The 15,255-nt window shown below is 71.7% G+C and carries 11 protein-coding genes; 6 read left to right on the forward strand and 5 right to left on the reverse strand.

Annotated elements, in window-relative coordinates:
- Window positions 1–94 precede the first annotated feature (94 nt).
- The 5 genes from ACX114_RS04955 to ACX114_RS04975 all read left to right on the forward strand — a co-directional run bounded on the left by ACX114_RS04955 (window position 95) and on the right by ACX114_RS04975 (window position 7,764).
- On the forward strand, window positions 95–2,287 hold the full coding sequence (locus ACX114_RS04955) for a GumC family protein (RefSeq protein WP_459295234.1): 2,193 nt from the start codon (window positions 95–97) through the stop codon (window positions 2,285–2,287).
- A gap of 59 nt (window positions 2,288–2,346) precedes the next feature.
- Window positions 2,347–3,528 (forward strand): glycosyltransferase, encoded by a 1,182-nt coding sequence (locus tag ACX114_RS04960; protein WP_459300063.1) that lies wholly within the window; start codon window positions 2,347–2,349, stop codon window positions 3,526–3,528.
- A gap of 447 nt (window positions 3,529–3,975) precedes the next feature.
- Entirely contained in the window at window positions 3,976–5,214 is a 1,239-nt protein-coding gene (locus tag ACX114_RS04965) for a glycosyltransferase family 4 protein (RefSeq protein ID WP_459295236.1), read from the forward strand.
- Window positions 5,211–6,659 carry an O-antigen ligase family protein gene (locus ACX114_RS04970; RefSeq protein WP_459295238.1) on the forward strand — a complete coding sequence of 483 codons (1,449 nt, stop codon included), beginning with the start codon at window positions 5,211–5,213 and terminating at the stop codon, window positions 6,657–6,659. The genes ACX114_RS04965 and ACX114_RS04970 overlap by 4 nt, the downstream gene beginning before the upstream one ends.
- Window positions 6,660–6,678: 19 nt before the next feature.
- Window positions 6,679–7,764 carry a glycosyltransferase family 4 protein gene (locus ACX114_RS04975; protein WP_459300065.1) on the forward strand — a complete coding sequence of 362 codons (1,086 nt, stop codon included), beginning with the start codon at window positions 6,679–6,681 and terminating at the stop codon, window positions 7,762–7,764.
- 4 nt (window positions 7,765–7,768) lie between these two features.
- On the opposite strand, the gene ACX114_RS04980 is transcribed toward ACX114_RS04975, so the two are convergent.
- From ACX114_RS04980 to ACX114_RS05000, 5 genes are read right to left on the reverse strand one after another with little or no spacing between them, the layout of a single operon-like run.
- Complete coding sequence (locus ACX114_RS04980; RefSeq protein ID WP_459295240.1) at window positions 7,769–8,920, reverse strand: glycosyltransferase family 4 protein; 1,152 nt, start codon at window positions 8,918–8,920, stop codon at window positions 7,769–7,771.
- The gene (locus ACX114_RS04985) at window positions 8,917–10,152 is read right to left on the reverse strand and encodes a glycosyltransferase family 4 protein (RefSeq protein ID WP_459295242.1); all 1,236 of its coding nucleotides are present in this window, start codon (window positions 10,150–10,152) and stop codon (window positions 8,917–8,919) included. Before ACX114_RS04985 ends, ACX114_RS04980 begins: the two co-directional genes overlap by 4 nt.
- Before the next feature lie 15 nt (window positions 10,153–10,167).
- The gene (locus ACX114_RS04990) at window positions 10,168–11,292 is read right to left on the reverse strand and encodes a glycosyltransferase family 4 protein (protein WP_459300067.1); all 1,125 of its coding nucleotides are present in this window, start codon (window positions 11,290–11,292) and stop codon (window positions 10,168–10,170) included.
- Between the two features lie 23 nt (window positions 11,293–11,315).
- The gene (locus tag ACX114_RS04995; protein WP_459295244.1) at window positions 11,316–12,452 is read right to left on the reverse strand and encodes a glycosyltransferase family protein; all 1,137 of its coding nucleotides are present in this window, start codon (window positions 12,450–12,452) and stop codon (window positions 11,316–11,318) included.
- Window positions 12,449–13,969, reverse strand: a complete 1,521-nt coding sequence (locus tag ACX114_RS05000) for an oligosaccharide flippase family protein (RefSeq protein WP_459295246.1) — start codon at window positions 13,967–13,969, stop codon at window positions 12,449–12,451. The genes ACX114_RS04995 and ACX114_RS05000 overlap by 4 nt, the downstream gene beginning before the upstream one ends.
- A 224-nt stretch (window positions 13,970–14,193) precedes the next feature.
- On the opposite strand from ACX114_RS05000, the gene ACX114_RS05005 reads away from it, so the two are divergent.
- Complete coding sequence (locus ACX114_RS05005; RefSeq protein WP_459295248.1) at window positions 14,194–15,228, forward strand: ROK family protein; 1,035 nt, start codon at window positions 14,194–14,196, stop codon at window positions 15,226–15,228.
- The last annotated feature ends 27 nt before the right edge of the window (window positions 15,229–15,255 follow it).

Here is a 15,255-nt window from a genome sequence, read left to right on the forward strand (position 1 = left end):
TTATTCCCCCAGCGCGATGTGGGTGCAGGTCGGGTCCGGACGAATCCGGGCCGGTGGAGACCGCCCGCGGTAGCCACTTCCGGAGAGACGCGACGTGGAAGGAACGGTGTTGGACCCGGCCGGTGGAGCGCCCGGCGCGACGTCCGCGAGCGTGATGCACCGGCTGCGAGGCGTGTGGCGCCGGCGGTGGGTGATGCTCGGGGTGGCGTTGGCGGTCACCGCGCTCACGGCGGCCTGGACGCTCCGGCAGCCGCGCATCTACGCGGCCAGCACCTCGCTCATCATCGACGTCACCGCGCCGCGCATCCTCGACGGCGAGGTGAAGGAGGTGATGGGGGAGGAGCGCAGCAACTACTGGTTCAACAAGGAGTACTACGCCACGCAGAGCGAGATCATCACCTCGCGCGCGGTGGCCAGCCGCGTGGTGGACCGGCTGGGGCTGTCGAAGGACGCGTCCTTCCTGGGCCTGCCCGCGAACCAGGATCCGGAGGAGCGCGCGAAGGCGCTGGAGGACGCGGACGCGGTGGGGCTCTTGCGCTCGCGCATCCAGGTGGTGCCCAGCAAGGACTCGCGGGTGATGAACATCGGCGTGGAGGACGTGGACCCCGCGCGCGCGGCGCTGCTCTCCAACGAGGTGGCCGCCGCGTACATGGCGGAGAACCTGGCGCTGAAGCTGCGCACCACGGAGGAGGCGCGCACGTGGCTGGAGGGGCGCCTGGATGAATTGGGCCGCCAGTCCAAGGCCGGCGAGATGGCCGTCTACGACCTGAAGAAGGACGCGGACATGCTGTCCACGTCGCTGGAGTCGCGGCTGTCCATCGTCAGCGAGCGGATCAACTCCTACAACCTGAAGCTCACCGAGGTGCGCACGCGCATCGCGGCGCAGCAGGCGCGCGTGGACGCCATCCACCGGCTGCGCAGGGACGCGGGCAACGACGAGACGTGGGCGGAGGCCGTGCCCGGCGCGAAGGATGGGCCCATCCAGGATTTGAAGTCGCGCTACGGCGAGCAGAAGGCCGCGTGCGCGGAGCTGACCGAGCGCTACCTGCCGGAGCACCCGAAGCTGCTGGAGTGCAACCGCAAGCTGGAGGTCGTGCGCGCGGACCTGCTCAAGAGCCTGACCAACGTGGTGCGCTCGGCGGAGACGCAGCTGGCGGAGGCGCAGGGCGAGGAGAAGAACCTCAACAAGCTCCTGGACGAGACCAAGGCCGAGGCCTTCCAGGTGAACAAGAAGGCCATCGAGTACGGGCGGCTGCAGCGCGAGTCGGACAACAACCAGCGGCTCTATGAGCTGGTGCTCAAGCGGCTGAAGGACATCGAGCTGTCGGGCCTCTTGCGCACGAGCAACGTGCGCGTGCTGGACCCCGCGCGGCCGGAGCTGTTGCCGGTGCGGCCGCACACGCGGCGCAACCTGCTGGTGGGCTGGGTGATGGGGCTCTTGCTGGGGCTGGGCGTGGCGCTGTTCCTGGAGATGCTGGAGAACACCGTCGGGTCGCAGGCGGACGTGGAGGACGTGCTGGGCCTGGCGTTCCTGGGCGTGGTGCCGCGCATGGAGGCCACGAAGGCGCCGGGCGACCGCGACCTGTACGTGCACCGCGCGCCGCGCTCGGCGGTGGCGGAGTGCTGCCGCGCGGTGCGCACGAACCTCCTGTTCATGTCGCCGGATCATCCCTGCAAGACGCTGGTGGTGACGTCCAGCGGCCCGCAGGAGGGCAAGTCCACCACGTGCATCAACCTGGGCGTGGCCATGGCCCAGAGCGGCAACCGCGTGCTGCTGCTGGACACGGACATGCGCCGCCCCCGGCTGCACCGCGCGTTCGGCGTGCCCAATGACCTGGGCATCAGCTCGCTGGTGGTGGGCGAGGGCTCGCTGGACAAGGCGGTGAAGAGCACGGAGGTGCCCAACCTCTTCGTGCTGCCGTGTGGCCCGCTGCCGCCGAACCCCGCGGAGCTGCTGCACACGCGTGCCTTCAAGGAGCTCCTGCGCACGGCGGGGGAGAAGTTCGACCGCATCATCCTGGACAGCCCGCCGCTCAACGCCGTGGTGGACGCGGCGGTGCTGGCCACGCAGGCGGACGGCGTGGTGATGGTGCTCAAGGCGGGCCGGACGGACCGGAGCGCCGCGAAGCGCGCGCTGCGCTCGCTGGCGGACGTGCAGGCGAGGATGTTCGGCGCCATCCTCAACGACGTGGACCTGCGGCAGCCGCGCTACGGCGACACGTACCTGGGCTACCAGGGCTACGGCCCGACGCAGGACGAGCCCAAGGGCGGGGTGGCTCCGTCGTGAAGGGCGCGGGCCTGCGGGTGCTGCACCTGGGGAAGTTCTACCCTCCGGCCTCCGGCGGCATGGAGGCGCACCTGTGCACGCTGGCGCGAGCGCAGGCGTCGCTGGGCGCGCAGGTGGAGGTGCTGTGCGCGAACCACTCCGTGGATGGCACCGGGACGAGCCACGAGTTCCACGGGCGCAGCCCCACGCGTGAGGAGTGGGATGGGCCGGTGCGGGTGACCCGCTTGGGGCGGCTCGCGTCGGTGGCGCGCATGGACGTGATGCCGTCGCTGCCGTTCATGCTCAGGCGGGCGCTGGCGCGGGGCGTGGATGTGGTGCACCTGCACGTGCCCAACCCGAGCATGGTGCTGGCGCTGGACGCGGTGCCGCGACTGCCCGCGGTGGTGGTGACGCACCAGAGCGACATCATCCGGCAGAAGGTCGCGGGTGCGCTGTTCCGTCCCTTCGAGTGGATGCTGTACTCGCGCGCGGCGCGGCTGCTGGCCACGAGTGACGCGTATGTGCGCGGCTCCTCGCTGCTGTCGACGTTCAAGTCGAAGGTGCGGGTGCTGCCGCTGGGCATCGAGCTGGAGTCGTACCTGCGGCCTCCTTCCGCGGAGGCGCTCGAGGCCCAGGCGCGGTGGACGGCGGAGGCGGCGGGTGGGCCGCTGTGGCTGATGGTGGGGCGGCTCGTCTACTACAAGGGGTTGTTCACGGCGCTGGAGGCGCTGGCGCACGCGCCGGGGCGGCTGGTCATCGTGGGCGAGGGGCCGCTGGCGGAGGAGGGCCGCGCGCGGGCGAAGGCGCTGGGCATCGAAGACCGGGTGACGTGGGCGGGGTACCTGTCGCCGGAGGCGTTGACGGGCGCGTACCGGGCCGCGACGGCCCTGTGGTTCCCGAGCAACGCGCGCAGCGAGGCGTATGGCCTGTCGCAGGTGGAGGCGCTGGCGAGTGGACTGCCCGTGCTCAACACCGCCGTGCCGGACTCGGGCGTGGCGTGGGTGAGCCTGCACGAGCGCACCGGCCTCACGGTGCCCGTGGGAGATGCGCGGGCGCTGGCGGCGGCGGCGCGCCGGTTGGTGGACGAGCCGGGCCTGCGGGAGCGTCTGTCGCGCGGGGCGCGAGAGCGTGCACGGGCGGAGTTCGCCCATGACGTGATGGCGTCGCGCAGCCTGGACCTGTACGCGGAGGCGCTCGGACGGCAGCCGGTGACGGAGGAGCAGAGCACTGCTTCCGTCCAGCACGTCGCGGGCGGGCGCTGAAGGTCCGCGCATGCACGGGTCGCGCGCATCTCATCGTGACGGTCTCGCGGAGAGCGGAGGCACCTCTTCGCGCGTGCCGCGCTCGTCCAGTAGTGACGCCGAAGTTGGCGGCGCGGCGTCTCGCGCACCGCATCCGTCGAGTGGCGCGCTGGTCGATGACGCGGATGCTGGCGTGCATGCCTGGCGCAAACCGCATGTGCCTGGGCGCGACCTTCGGAGTGCCACCGTGGCTGTCGGCACGGCCTCTCGCGAGCCGCATGCGTCGGGGGCGCCCCCGTCGATGACACGGATGCCGGCATTGGCGACCTCAATGGCGACACCGAGGCTGACGTCATGACCTCTCGCGAGTCGCATGGCCCAGGTGGCGCGCCGGTCGATGACGCGGGTGCTGGTATCTCTGCCCCGCGCGAACCGCATGCATCGAGGAGCGACCTCGAGAGTGACACCATGGCTGTCGGCACGGCCTCGCGCGAGCCGCCTCCGTCGAGTGGCGCGCTGGTCGATGACACAGATGCTGGCATGGGTGTTTCGCGCAAGTGGGCTGCATCGGTGGGTGCATCGCTTCGCGTGTTGCATGTCTCCAGCGGCAACCTCTACGGCGGCGTCGAGACGTTGTTGCGCACGTTGGCGCTCGCGAGCGCGGACCGGGCGGGCGGCGCGGTACATGCTTTCGCGCTCTGCTTCGAGGGACGTATCGCCGAAGAGCTTCGCGCGGCGGGCGCACCGCTGACGCTGCTGGGGCCGGCGAAGGTGAGCCGGCCGTGGCGGGTCTGGGAGGCCCGTCGTGCATTGGCGGCGCTGCTTCAGCGGGAGGCGTTCGACGCGGTGGTGTGTCACGCGGCGTGGCCTCAAGCCCTCTTCGGGCCGGTGGTTCGCGCGGCCGGTGTCCCGTTGATCTTCTTCCAGCATGACGCACTGTCGGGTTCGCACTGGGTGGAGCGGTGGGCCCGCGTTACGTCGCCGGAACTGGCGCTGTGCAACAGCCGCTACACCGCGAGCACGCTTCCGAGCGTGTACCCGCGCACACCCTGGAGCGTGCTCCATCCCCCCGTCCGCGACGGTGGCCCGGGCCTCACGGCTTCCGAACGCACTTCGCTCCGGGGCGAGCTGGGCGCGGACTCGACGGATGTCGTCATCGTCCATGCCAGCCGCATGCAGGAGTGGAAGGGGCAGCGGCTGCTGCTCGAAGCGCTGGGCCGGCTGCGCCAGGTGACCCGCTGGAAGGCGTGGTTCGCTGGTGGTGCGCAGCGCCCGGAAGAGATTGCCTACGAAGAGGGCTTGAAGGCCCAGGCCCTGGCTCTGGGCCTTGGGGACCGCGTGCGGTTCCTGGGACAGCGCTCGGATGTTCCCCGTCTGCTTCGCGCGGCGGAGGTGCACTGTCAGCCCAACACCGGACCGGAGCCGTTTGGTCTGGCGTTCGTGGAGGCGCTCTACGCCGGGCTTCCCGTGGTCACCACCGCGCTGGGCGGACCGCTGGAGATCGTCGATGCGTCTTGCGGCGTGCTCGTGCCTCCCAAGCCGGAGGCCCTGGCCCAGGCGCTGCGTGGGCTCATCGAGGATGAAGCGGCTCGTCGGAAGCTGGGAAGCGGTGGCCCTTCTCGCGCGCGGGCGCTGAGTGCGCCCACGGAGTTCCTGGAGGGACTGGAAGACGCGGTGCGCTCCGTGGCCCGGGGGCCCGCTGCATGAGTGGCGCGAGTCCTCGTCCCCAGCTCCGGGGCCCCGGTGTGCTGCATCAGCGGTACGTGCGCCGCGCGCCGGAACCCGTGACACCGCAGGCCGTGCTGGCTCCGGCTCCAGCGTCTCCGGGGCTGCTCGGTTCAGGCGGCGTGGTGGTGGCGTTCATCGCGATGCTGTTCGTCTGCCAGCTCGCGTTGCTGGTGGAGGCGCTGGCGCCCGCGCGCGTGGTGTTCCGCATCCTGTCGTTCGGCACGAGCCTGGCGCTGCTGGTGCTGGTGAAGGGCCCTCGCCTCAAGCACCCGGCGATGCCCTTCCTGCTCGCGTCGGCGGGGCTCACCGCGCTGAACTTCTTCCACCCCGGCACCAACACCCCGCTGGCGGCGGCCGCGCAACTGGGCATCCAGATCTCCGTGTTCGCGCCCCTCTTCTGGGCGAGCCGCCTGCGCATCGACGCGAAGATGTTCGGACGCGTCGTCCTGCTGCTCTTCCTGTTCAACATGGCGAGCGCCTCGCTGGGCATCCTGCAGGTGACCTTCCCCGGCCGCTTCCAGCCCAACCTGTCCGCCATGGTCGAAAGCCAGGGCGAAGGCTACGTGCGCAGCCTCCAGTTCGAGACCGCGAGCGGCGCGCGCGTGTTCCGCCCCATGGGGCTGACGGACGTCCCGGGCGGAGCCGCCACCGGCGCCTTCTATTCAGTGCTGCTGGGTGGCGCGTTCCTGCTCAGCCGCCAGGGCCTGTCCCGGAAGGTGCTGGGCGCGGCGGGCATCGGCATCGGGCTCATCTGCCTCTACCTGGGGCAGGTGCGCGTCGCGGCGGTGACGCTGATCGTCTGCATGGCGGCCATGGGCCTGGTGCTCACCGTGAGCGGCCGGTGGGTGCGCCTCGTGACGTTGGCGGCGGTCGTGGGTGGCTTCGCTGTGGTGGCCTTCGGTTGGGCCGTCGCGGTCGGCGGCGACGCGGTGCTCTCTCGCTGGAGCACGCTCACGGCCGCCGACCCGTCGCAGGTGTATCACTCCAACCGGGGCCGCTTCCTCGACGAGACCTTCGACCAGGTGCTCCCGGAGTTCCCCCTGGGCGCGGGCCTCGGCCGCTACGGCATGGCCAACGCCTACTTCGGCGACAACCTCGACCGCGAGAGTCCTCCGCTGTGGGCCGAAATCCAGTGGACGGCGTGGGCGTACGACGGAGGATGGCTGGGGCTTCTCTGCTACCCGCTCGCGCTGCTGGCGACGCTGTGGTGGGGCTTCCAGGTGGCGCGGCGCCGCGATGACTCGGCGGGCGAGTTCTGGCTCTGGGGCAGCCTCCTCTTCGCGTATGACCTGGGTGCGATCGCGCAGACCTTCAGCTACCAGTTCTTCATGAGCCAGATGGGCATGGAGTTCTGGCTGCTCAACGCGGCCTTCTTCAGTGCGTACTGGAACCGGAATGCGGCCCTACACCCTCATCGCCGGTGACTTCGTCTCCACCGGCGGCATGGACCGCGCGAACCTCGCGCTGGCGGACTGGCTCGCGCGCCAGGGTGGCCCCGTGCGGCTGGTGGCACACCGGGTGGAGGATTCGCTCCTGCGCTACCCCAACGTGCACTTCGTCCGCGTGCCCAAGCCCGCGAACGCGTACCTGCTGGGCGAGCCGTTGCTCGACGCCGTGGGACGCTTCTGGGCCGCGCGCACGCTGGCGCAGGGCGGGCAGGTGGTGGCCAACGGCGGCAACTGTGAAGTGGCCGCCGCCAACTGGGTCCACTACGTCCACGCCGTGCACGCGCCCGAGCCCGCCGGCGGTCCGCTGCGCAGGCTGAAGGGCCACGTGAGTCGCCGGATGCACCTGCGCAGCGAGCAACGTGCGTTGCGCCGGGCGCGGATCATCCTGGCGAACTCGGAGCGCACGCGGCAGGACCTGCTGGCCGCCACGGGCGTGGAGGCATCCCGCGTCCACGTCGTGTACCTGGGCGGTGATCCGGCGCGCTTCCCGCCCACGACGCCCGTGCTTCGCCGTGAGGCGCACGCGTCCCTGGGGTGGCCTCAAGAGCGGCGGGTAGCGCTGTTCGTGGGCGCGCTGGGAGACCGGCGCAAGGGCTTCGACACGCTCTTCCATGCGTGGGCCCGGCTGTGCGCGCGACGCGAGTGGGACGTGGACCTGTGCGTGGTGGGAGCGGGCGCGCAGCGCGAATCCTGGGAGCGCGCGGCGCGTGAGCAGGGGCTGGGCGAGCGGATCCGCTTCCTGGGCTTCCGCGACGACGTGCCCCGCCTGATGGCCGCCGCCGACCTGCTGGTGTCCCCCACGCGCTACGAGTCCTATGGCCTGGGCGTGCATGAGGCGCTGTGCGTGGGCATCCCCGCGCTGGTGAGCCGCTCGGCGGGCGTGGCGGAGCGCTTCCCGTCCTCGCTCCACGGGCTGCTGCTGGACGACCCGGAGGACTCGGGTGAGCTGGTGCGGCGCCTGGAGGAGTGGCGGGCCCGGGGCGGGGACTGGATGCCCGCAGTGGCCACGCTGTCGTCGGAGCTGCGGGCCTGGACGTGGGACGCGATGGCCGAGGCGGTGGTGGCCCGGCTGGAGGCGTGAGGCCTCAGGCTCGGCGCTCGAGCACCTGCTCGAAGAAGTCGAGGTGCGCCTTGGCGACGACCGGCCAGGCGAAGCGGGACACGGCTCGCTCGCGGCCTCGCGCTGACAGCTCCTGACGCTGCGCGGGGCTCTCCAGCAGCTCCTCGAGCGCGGCGATCCAGGCACCGCCGTACGCCTCGGGCAGGATGCGCCCGGCATCGCCCACGGTGTGCGGAATCTCCCCGGAGTCGCTGGCGAACACGGGCACGCCACACGCGAAGGCCTCCGCGAGCATGCGGCCGAACTGCTCCTTCCACGCGGGCGTCGTCTGGCTGGGCGCGCAGAGCACGTCCATGGCGTTGAGCGCGCGAGGCACCTCCGCGTGCTTCACGCCGGTGACGATGCGCACGCGGTCTCCATGGCGCTGCGCCCACGCGCGCAGGTCCACCTCCAGGGGGCCTCCGCCGACGAAGAGGGCACGCCAGGGCGTGCGCATCGTGTTGAGCGCATCCATGAGGAGGCGCAGGCCCTTCTCCGGCACGAAGCGGCCCAGGTAGCCCACCACGGGAGGCCCTTCGGACGTCCAGCCCAGGCGCTCGCGGAAGGCGCGGCCCGCCTCCGGATCCGGACGGAAGTGCTCCACGTCCACGCCCACGGGGATGAAGCGCGACGGGCGCTGCTCATAGCCGGGCCGGGCGAGGAGGTTGTCGTGCACCGTCTGGCCCCAGGCGATCCACCCCGCGGCCCGGCGTACGACGAAGCGCTCGGCCTGCGCGAAGGGCGGGGGATAGCGCTTGGCCAGGTTCTGGAACGTGCAGAAGACGAGCGGCACGTGGGCGGGCGTCATCAGCGCCACCTCCAGGCCGGAGAGCACGTAGGGCTCCTCCCACAGGTGCACCAGGTCCGCGCCCCGCGACAGGTGCGCGTGCACCTCCGGCCCGTAGACGAAGCCGTGCAGCGAGCGGCTGAAGTACGCGGGCACGCCCTCCAGGTTCACGGCCTCGTGAGGGTCACGCTGGAGCACCAGCGGGCCCAGGTCTCCGTGGAAGGACTTCGGCGCCACCGCGGTGACGTCCCAGCGGCCGGCGCCCACGCGGGCCATCTCGTTGGCCAGCCGCCGGTTGAGGGTGACGACGTAGGAGTGCGAGACGGTGACGAGCTTCCGGGGACGCATCATGAGTGCCCTCGCGTGGGGACGAGGCTCCGGTACACGGCGAGGATGTCCCGGGCGTAGCGCTCACGGGAGAAGCGGCGCACGGCGGTGTCGCGGGCCGCGCGGGCCAGGGTGTCTCGCAAGGCTTCATCCTCCAGCAGCCGACGCAGGGCCGCCGCGAGCGTGTTCGCGTCGCCGGGCTCAATGGCCAGCACGTCCTCGCCATCCCGCAGCGCTTCGGCCGCGCCGCTCGACTTCGAGATGACGGCGGCCCGGCCGCAGGCGAGCGCCTCCGCGATGGTGAGGCCGAAGGGTTCGCGGCGGGTGCTCGCGTGCACGAAGACGTCCAGGGCCCGGTAGACGCGCTCGGGCTCGGGCTGGAAGGGCACGAAGCCCACGCGGCCCGTGAGGCCGTGACGCTCCACCTGTCCGCGCAGCTCCGCGTCGGTGAACTGCGAGCCGGCTGTGCGGTAGAGCGGCGCGCCCACGAGGTAGAAGCGCACGGGAAGGGCCGGTGCCTGACGCGTCAGCAGGGCCGCAGCCTCCAGGAAGACGTCGTGTCCCTTCCAGCGCGCGTACGTGGCCACGAGCCCCACGCGCAGCGTGCCCGGAAGCGCGGGAGGCAGTCCGGCCAGCGCATCCAGGTGCGCGCCGTCACCAGCTGCCGGAGAGAACCGCTCCACGTCCACGCCGTTGGGCACGACATGCACGGGCACCTTCCCGAGCACCGTGCGCGCGTCGTCTCCGACGGCCTGTGAGTTCGCGATGGCGGCCGAGGCCAGCGGATGCAGGCCGGAGAGCGCGCGACGCACGAGGGGCCGTTCGCCGAGGAAGTCGTGCACGTGCCACACGCGCGGAACCGGCAGCCCGGTGGTGGCCGCGCTCAGCAGGTGGGTCTTGATGCCATTGGAGTGCAGCAGGTCCGGCGCCGCGTCACGCACGGCGCGCCGCAGGTCGAGGCCGTAGCGGGTCAGCAGCAGGGGCGTGGGGGCAATCTCACCCGCGAAGCGAAGGAGCCCCGCGCGGCCCTGTTCCCGCAGGCCGCTGTCCCCGAGCGCGGACAGGCGGTCGGGCAGGGCGAGCACTCGGGCTTCCACGCCGAGCCCTCGGGCCGTCTCCACGAGAGGACCGTCCGTACCGGCGATGAGGTGCAGCGACAGCCCAGGGGCCTGCGTGCGCAGGCACGCGAGGAGATCCACGAGTGCGCGCTCGGCACCGCCCAGGATTCCCACGGGATTGAGGAACAGGATCCGCACGCGGACGCGACCGAATCAGACCCGCCCGGGGCGGTCAAGGCGATGCAGATACGCATCCAGCACGGTGCGCGCGTGGGCGCTCCAGGTGAAGCGCTCGGCCCGTGCACGCCGCGTCTCCGGTGATGGCGCGGGCATACGGCCCGTGAGCAGGGCATCCACCGTCTGCGCCCATGCGGCCACGTCGCCCACCGGGCAGTACGTGCAGGCGTCGGCGCCCACTTCGCGCAGCACCGGCAGGTCGCTGGCCACCACGGGGACACCACACGCCAGCGCTTCGATGACGGGCAGGCCGAAGCCCTCCGCGTCGCTGGGCACCAGCACCGCGCGGGCGCGCCGGTACAGTCCCGCGAGCGTGGCCCGCTCCTGCCGGGGCGGTTGCAGCAGCGCGTCCTTCAATCCGAGCCGCGCCACCTGTGCCTGTTGGGCCGCATCCAGTTCGCCGCCCTGCTGCACCAGCGTGAGGTCCGGATGCCGGGCGCGCAGCGCCGCGAAGGTGTCGAAGAGCACGTCCAGCCGCTTGCGGCGGATGGCACTGCCCACGTGCAGCAGGTACGGCCGACCCTTCAGCGGCGCGAGCACGGCCTCGCTGGTGTCTCCGGGCACGGGTTCGAGCCGGTACTCCGGTGACACTCCATAGGGCGCCCACACCAATCGCTCCGGCGGCACCACGCCGTGCGCGAGCAGTTCGTCACGGACCTGCTGCGTGCTGTGAAAGACGATGGCCGCGCGCTCCAGTCCCTTGAGCGTGGCTCGCGCCATCAGCCGGAACCACGTGGGGCGCGGTTCGCGGTGGGGCTCCAGGACGGAGCGGAACGCATCCAGGTCATGGCAGAAGACGCCGGTGCGTTCCGCGGGCAGCGCGTGCACGAGCTGCGCGTAGGTGTGGTCCACGACGTGAAATGCATCGGGGCCAACGCGCTCACGCAGCAGTCGCGCGGGATAGAGGCCGAAGCGGGTGAGCAGCCGGTCCGCGTTGAAGGCGGCCTTGCGGCTTCCCACGTGGGGCAGGGCGCGCACGGCGTGCGGAATGGATGGCCGCACGCGGGTGACGTCGACCTCGGAGGGAAACGCCGCCAGTCCGTCCACGAGCGCCTCGCCCACCAGGTCCATGCTGGGCCAGCCCTCCTCGCGCGGATCCATCAGGACCTTCAACTTCAAGGTGCTCACGCGGTGACTCCGCGCCGCAGCAGGTGCGCCACCGTGTGCTCCAGCGCGAAGTGCTCACGGTACACGCGTGCCGCGCGCTCACCCAGGGACTGGCGCTCATCGCCGTGCTCCAACAAGTGCTCCGTGAGCGCCAGCAGTGCGGCGGACGATGCGTCCTCCGCGAGCGCCACGGGCCGCAGCTCGCGCCACAGGGGTTCGCTCAGGTGCCCGGTGTTGGTGACGATGGGCAGCCCCAGCCCCAATCCGCCCATCGCGCTGCTTCGCCGGGCGCTGACGCCGTCAGGGTAGGGCTGCACCATCAACTCCGCCGCGCGCAGGTGCGCGGCCACGGCCTCCGGTGCCAGTCCGTCCCTCGCATGAAGTCTGCGGGCCAGCGCGGGATGCTTCCGTCCCAGCGACTCGCTCCAGGCCTGGCTGCCCCGGCCCAGCAGCAGCGCCTGCCGCCGCTCATCCCGCTGCAACAACGGCACGAGCACGGCCTCCAGCGGGCCCGCGATGGCCCCGCCATACGTCCCGAAGTGCGCCACCGTGGGGCCACCCCCCAGCGCATCCCGCACCGCGCGCACAGCTTCCTCCGGCACGTCCAGGGGCAGGGGGCTGGGAATGGGACACCACCGGGCCTGGGACCGCAGGGGCTCCGGCAGGTGCTCCGCCCAGGTGGGGATGGACACGTAGGCGCGCTCCACTCCCAGCGCCAGCGTGCGCAGCATCACCCGCGTGACTCCCGCGAGCAGTTGATGCTTCCACGGCGCGCCCGGACTCCACGGGTACACCGCTTCATGGAGGAACAGCTCGCGTTCGTCCCGCCGCCTCGCCGCGAACCAGGCGCAGAGCGGCACGTTCATCGCCTTCATGCCGAACGCGTGCGGCACGTACAGGAGCAGCAGCCTTCGGGGCCCGGGCGTCGCATCCAGCTCACGCGTCAGGCGCACCAGCCCCGGCGGTGTGAAGAGGCCGGGCCACCGGTGCACGGTCACGCCCTGATCATCCGTGACGCCGTCGGCCCCAGGCGTCCAGACATGCACCGTCTCCCCCGCCTTCAACAGCGCTTGGGCGATGCTCCGGGTGTGGTCGGAGACGCCGCCAGGAGCCGGCGGATACTCCCCCGTCAACAGATGCCACGTTCGGCTCACGGAGGCGCCCGCCTCGCGCGCAGGTGCTGGACCAGGGCGCGCAGCTCTCCCAGCAACGACAGTCCGCGCCGCGTGGCTTCACGCCCGAGCACCAGCGCGGTCAAGAGCCCCGCCGCCACCAGCGCCTGAACGAGCAGCCCGTCCTGTCCCATCGCGAGCCGCGAACAGCCCACCGCGAGCGCGAGCAGCGCGCCCACCGTGAGGAACGGCTCCATGACCTCGAACTCGAGCCGCGACAGGTGCGGGTTGCGGCGGGACACCAGCCGCGCCGTGAACCACAGCTCCGTCAGCGTCACGGCCGTCGCGCTCACCCCGACGCCCACGATGCCCCAGTGCATCACCGCCAGCACTCCCAGGCCGAAGCGCAAGAGGCTCCCGGTGATGGCCACGTACATCCGCTCCCGCGCGTGACCGCTGGCGTTCTGCTGCGAGGCCAGCAGGCCCTGCACCGCCAGCATCGACGCCTCGATGGTGAACCATTGCACGAGCGTGGACGCGGGGCTCCAGCGCTCACCGAAGACCACCGGGATGAAGGGCGGCAGCGCGATGACGCCGAACGGGATGGCCAGGCACAGGACCGCGCTCACGCGCCGGATGGACGTGCGCAGGTAGTCCGCCAGCGCGACCGTGTCCTCCTGCATGCGGCTGTACGCCGGATAGGCGACGCGCGTGAGGACGCTGCTCACCGCCAGCGGCACGGAGGCCAGCGCGGTTGCCCAGTTCACCAGGCCCACCCCGTCCTTGCCCTCCATGCGCCCCACCACCAGCGGAATCCAACCCTGGAGCGCCGCGGGGATGATGCCCGTGAGCTGGAACCAGATGCCGAAGGACAGGAGCCGCTTCACGATGTCCCAGCGGAACGTGCCCTGGGGCCGCCAGCGCGCCGCCCACCAGAACAGCACCATGCCCACCGCGCCCCGCACCAGTCCGCCGCCGATGAGCGACCACGCCCCGAAGTGCAGCGACGCCAGCAGGATGCTGCCCGCCGTCTGCGCCACGCTCTCGATGAGCTCGATGCGCGCGAGCGTCGGGAAGCGCAGCTGCCGCTCCAGCATCATGATGGGGATGACGCGCAGCGAGTGGAAGAACAGGCCAATCGCCATCGTGCCCACCATGGCCGCGCCCGAAGGCCCCAGCTCGTAGGTGTTCGACAGCCACGGCGCGAGCAGCGCGATGGTGCCCACGATGAAGACGGTGAACGCCTGGTGGCTCCAGAAGGCGGAGGTGATCTCGTCCTGCGTGGGTTCGTGCTGCTGGCGCACCAGGGATGCGCTGAGCCCCAGGTCCCCCAGGAACGCGCCCATCGCGGAGGTGAAGGCGACGATGGCGAACACGCCATAGTCCCCGGGGAACAGCAGATGCGATAGGGTGAGCGAGCTCACCACGCGCAAGCCCAGCGAGCCGACCGTCCGCAGGAGCAGGGCGATGATGGAGCGCTGCGCGCGGACCTTCACGTCCGACATGCCCAGGGGCGGAGCGTCGGCGGCGTCCGGCGCGGAAGGGGAACGGCTGCTCATGGGGAAACGGGGCGCTCCACGAAAGGAACTCCGGCGGAGCCTATATGCGCCCCCGCCTCCGGCGAACAGGGGCACGAGGAGGCAGGGCGTTCCCGCGTCCCGGAAGGAGGGCCCGCATGCAGCCCCGTGGGGCGGGCGGGCGGACACGGGAGTGCCCGGCACGGCGGCCCCGACCGCGTCCGCGCTGCGCAGATTGTCCCGCGAGCGAACCACGGGGGCATCACATGGCCGACGCGTCAGCGAAGAACGGGCACCGCGCGGGGAACGGGAACGGGGCGCGCAACGACAAGGCCCGCATCTGGGGGGGCATCGACCTGGGCGGCACGAAGATCGAGGCCGTCATCGTGGACGCGCGCGGCGACGTGCTGGGCCGGGCCCGCCATCCGACACCCGCGACGGGCGGCCCGGGCGAGGTGGTGAAGGAGCTCTACGGAACGCTGGGCGAGGCCGCGCAGTCCGTGGGCATCAAGCCCGCGAGGCTCGCGGGCGTGGGCGTGGGCGTGCCGGGCTCGGTGGACGCGAACAAGGGCACGCTCTCGCACACGGCCAACGTGGCGGGCGGCTGGGACGCGCCGTATCCGCTGGCGTCGGACCTGGGCGACCTGGTGGGCGGCAGCAAGGTGATGCTGGGCAACGACGTCCAGGTGGCGGTCGCGGCCGAGTACAAGCTGGGCGCGGGCCGCGGCCACCGCTCCGTGCTGGGCGTGTGGTGGGGCACGGGCGTGGGCGGGGGCTTGGTGCTCAACGGCGTGCCGTGGCGCGGGCAGGGGTCCGCCGGTGAGATTGGCCACATGGTGGTGAAGCCCAACGGCGCGCGCTGCGGCTGCGGCCGGCGCGGCTGCCTGGAGGCCTACGCGGGGCGCGCGTGCATGGAGCGCAAGGCGCGCTCGGCGGCGAAGAAGGGGGAGAAGACCCTCCTCTTCGACATCATGCGGGACAAGAAGCGCACGCGCCTGTCCAGCAGCGTCTGGGCGAGCGCGCTGAAGCAGAAGGATCCGCTGGCGACACGGCTCATCGAGCGGGCCATCGACATGATGGGCGTGGCCATCGCCTCCGTCATCAACCTGCTGGACGTGGAGGCCGTCGTCATCGGAGGCGGGCTGGGGTCCCGGCTGGGCCCCGTGTACATGGGCCACCTCCAGGACGCCATGCAGCCGCACCTGTTCATCACGGAGCGCAAGCCCGCGATGCGCATCGCCGAGTTGGGGGACCTGTCCGGCGCCATTGGCGCGGCGCTGCTCGCGGGCCCCCAGATGTGATGCGGGGAGGACTCACCTGGCCCGACA

The organism is Corallococcus sp. M7, from assembly GCF_054512695.1.

Coding starts and splice junctions, on each gene's coding strand:
- ACX114_RS04960 (WP_459300063.1), top strand. CDS start 2,347: ATGGAGGCGCACCTGTGCACGCTGGCGCGAGCGCAGGCGTCGCTGGGC.
- ACX114_RS04965 (WP_459295236.1), top strand. CDS start 3,976: ATGGCTGTCGGCACGGCCTCGCGCGAGCCGCCTCCGTCGAGTGGCGCG.
- ACX114_RS04970 (WP_459295238.1), top strand. CDS start 5,211: ATGAGTGGCGCGAGTCCTCGTCCCCAGCTCCGGGGCCCCGGTGTGCTG.
- ACX114_RS04975 (WP_459300065.1), top strand. CDS start 6,679: ATGGACCGCGCGAACCTCGCGCTGGCGGACTGGCTCGCGCGCCAGGGT.
- ACX114_RS04980 (WP_459295240.1), bottom strand. CDS start 8,920: ATGATGCGTCCCCGGAAGCTCGTCACCGTCTCGCACTCCTACGTCGTC.
- ACX114_RS04990 (WP_459300067.1), bottom strand. CDS start 11,292: ATGGATCCGCGCGAGGAGGGCTGGCCCAGCATGGACCTGGTGGGCGAG.
- ACX114_RS05000 (WP_459295246.1), bottom strand. CDS start 13,969: ATGAGCAGCCGTTCCCCTTCCGCGCCGGACGCCGCCGACGCTCCGCCC.
- ACX114_RS05005 (WP_459295248.1), top strand. CDS start 14,194: ATGGCCGACGCGTCAGCGAAGAACGGGCACCGCGCGGGGAACGGGAAC.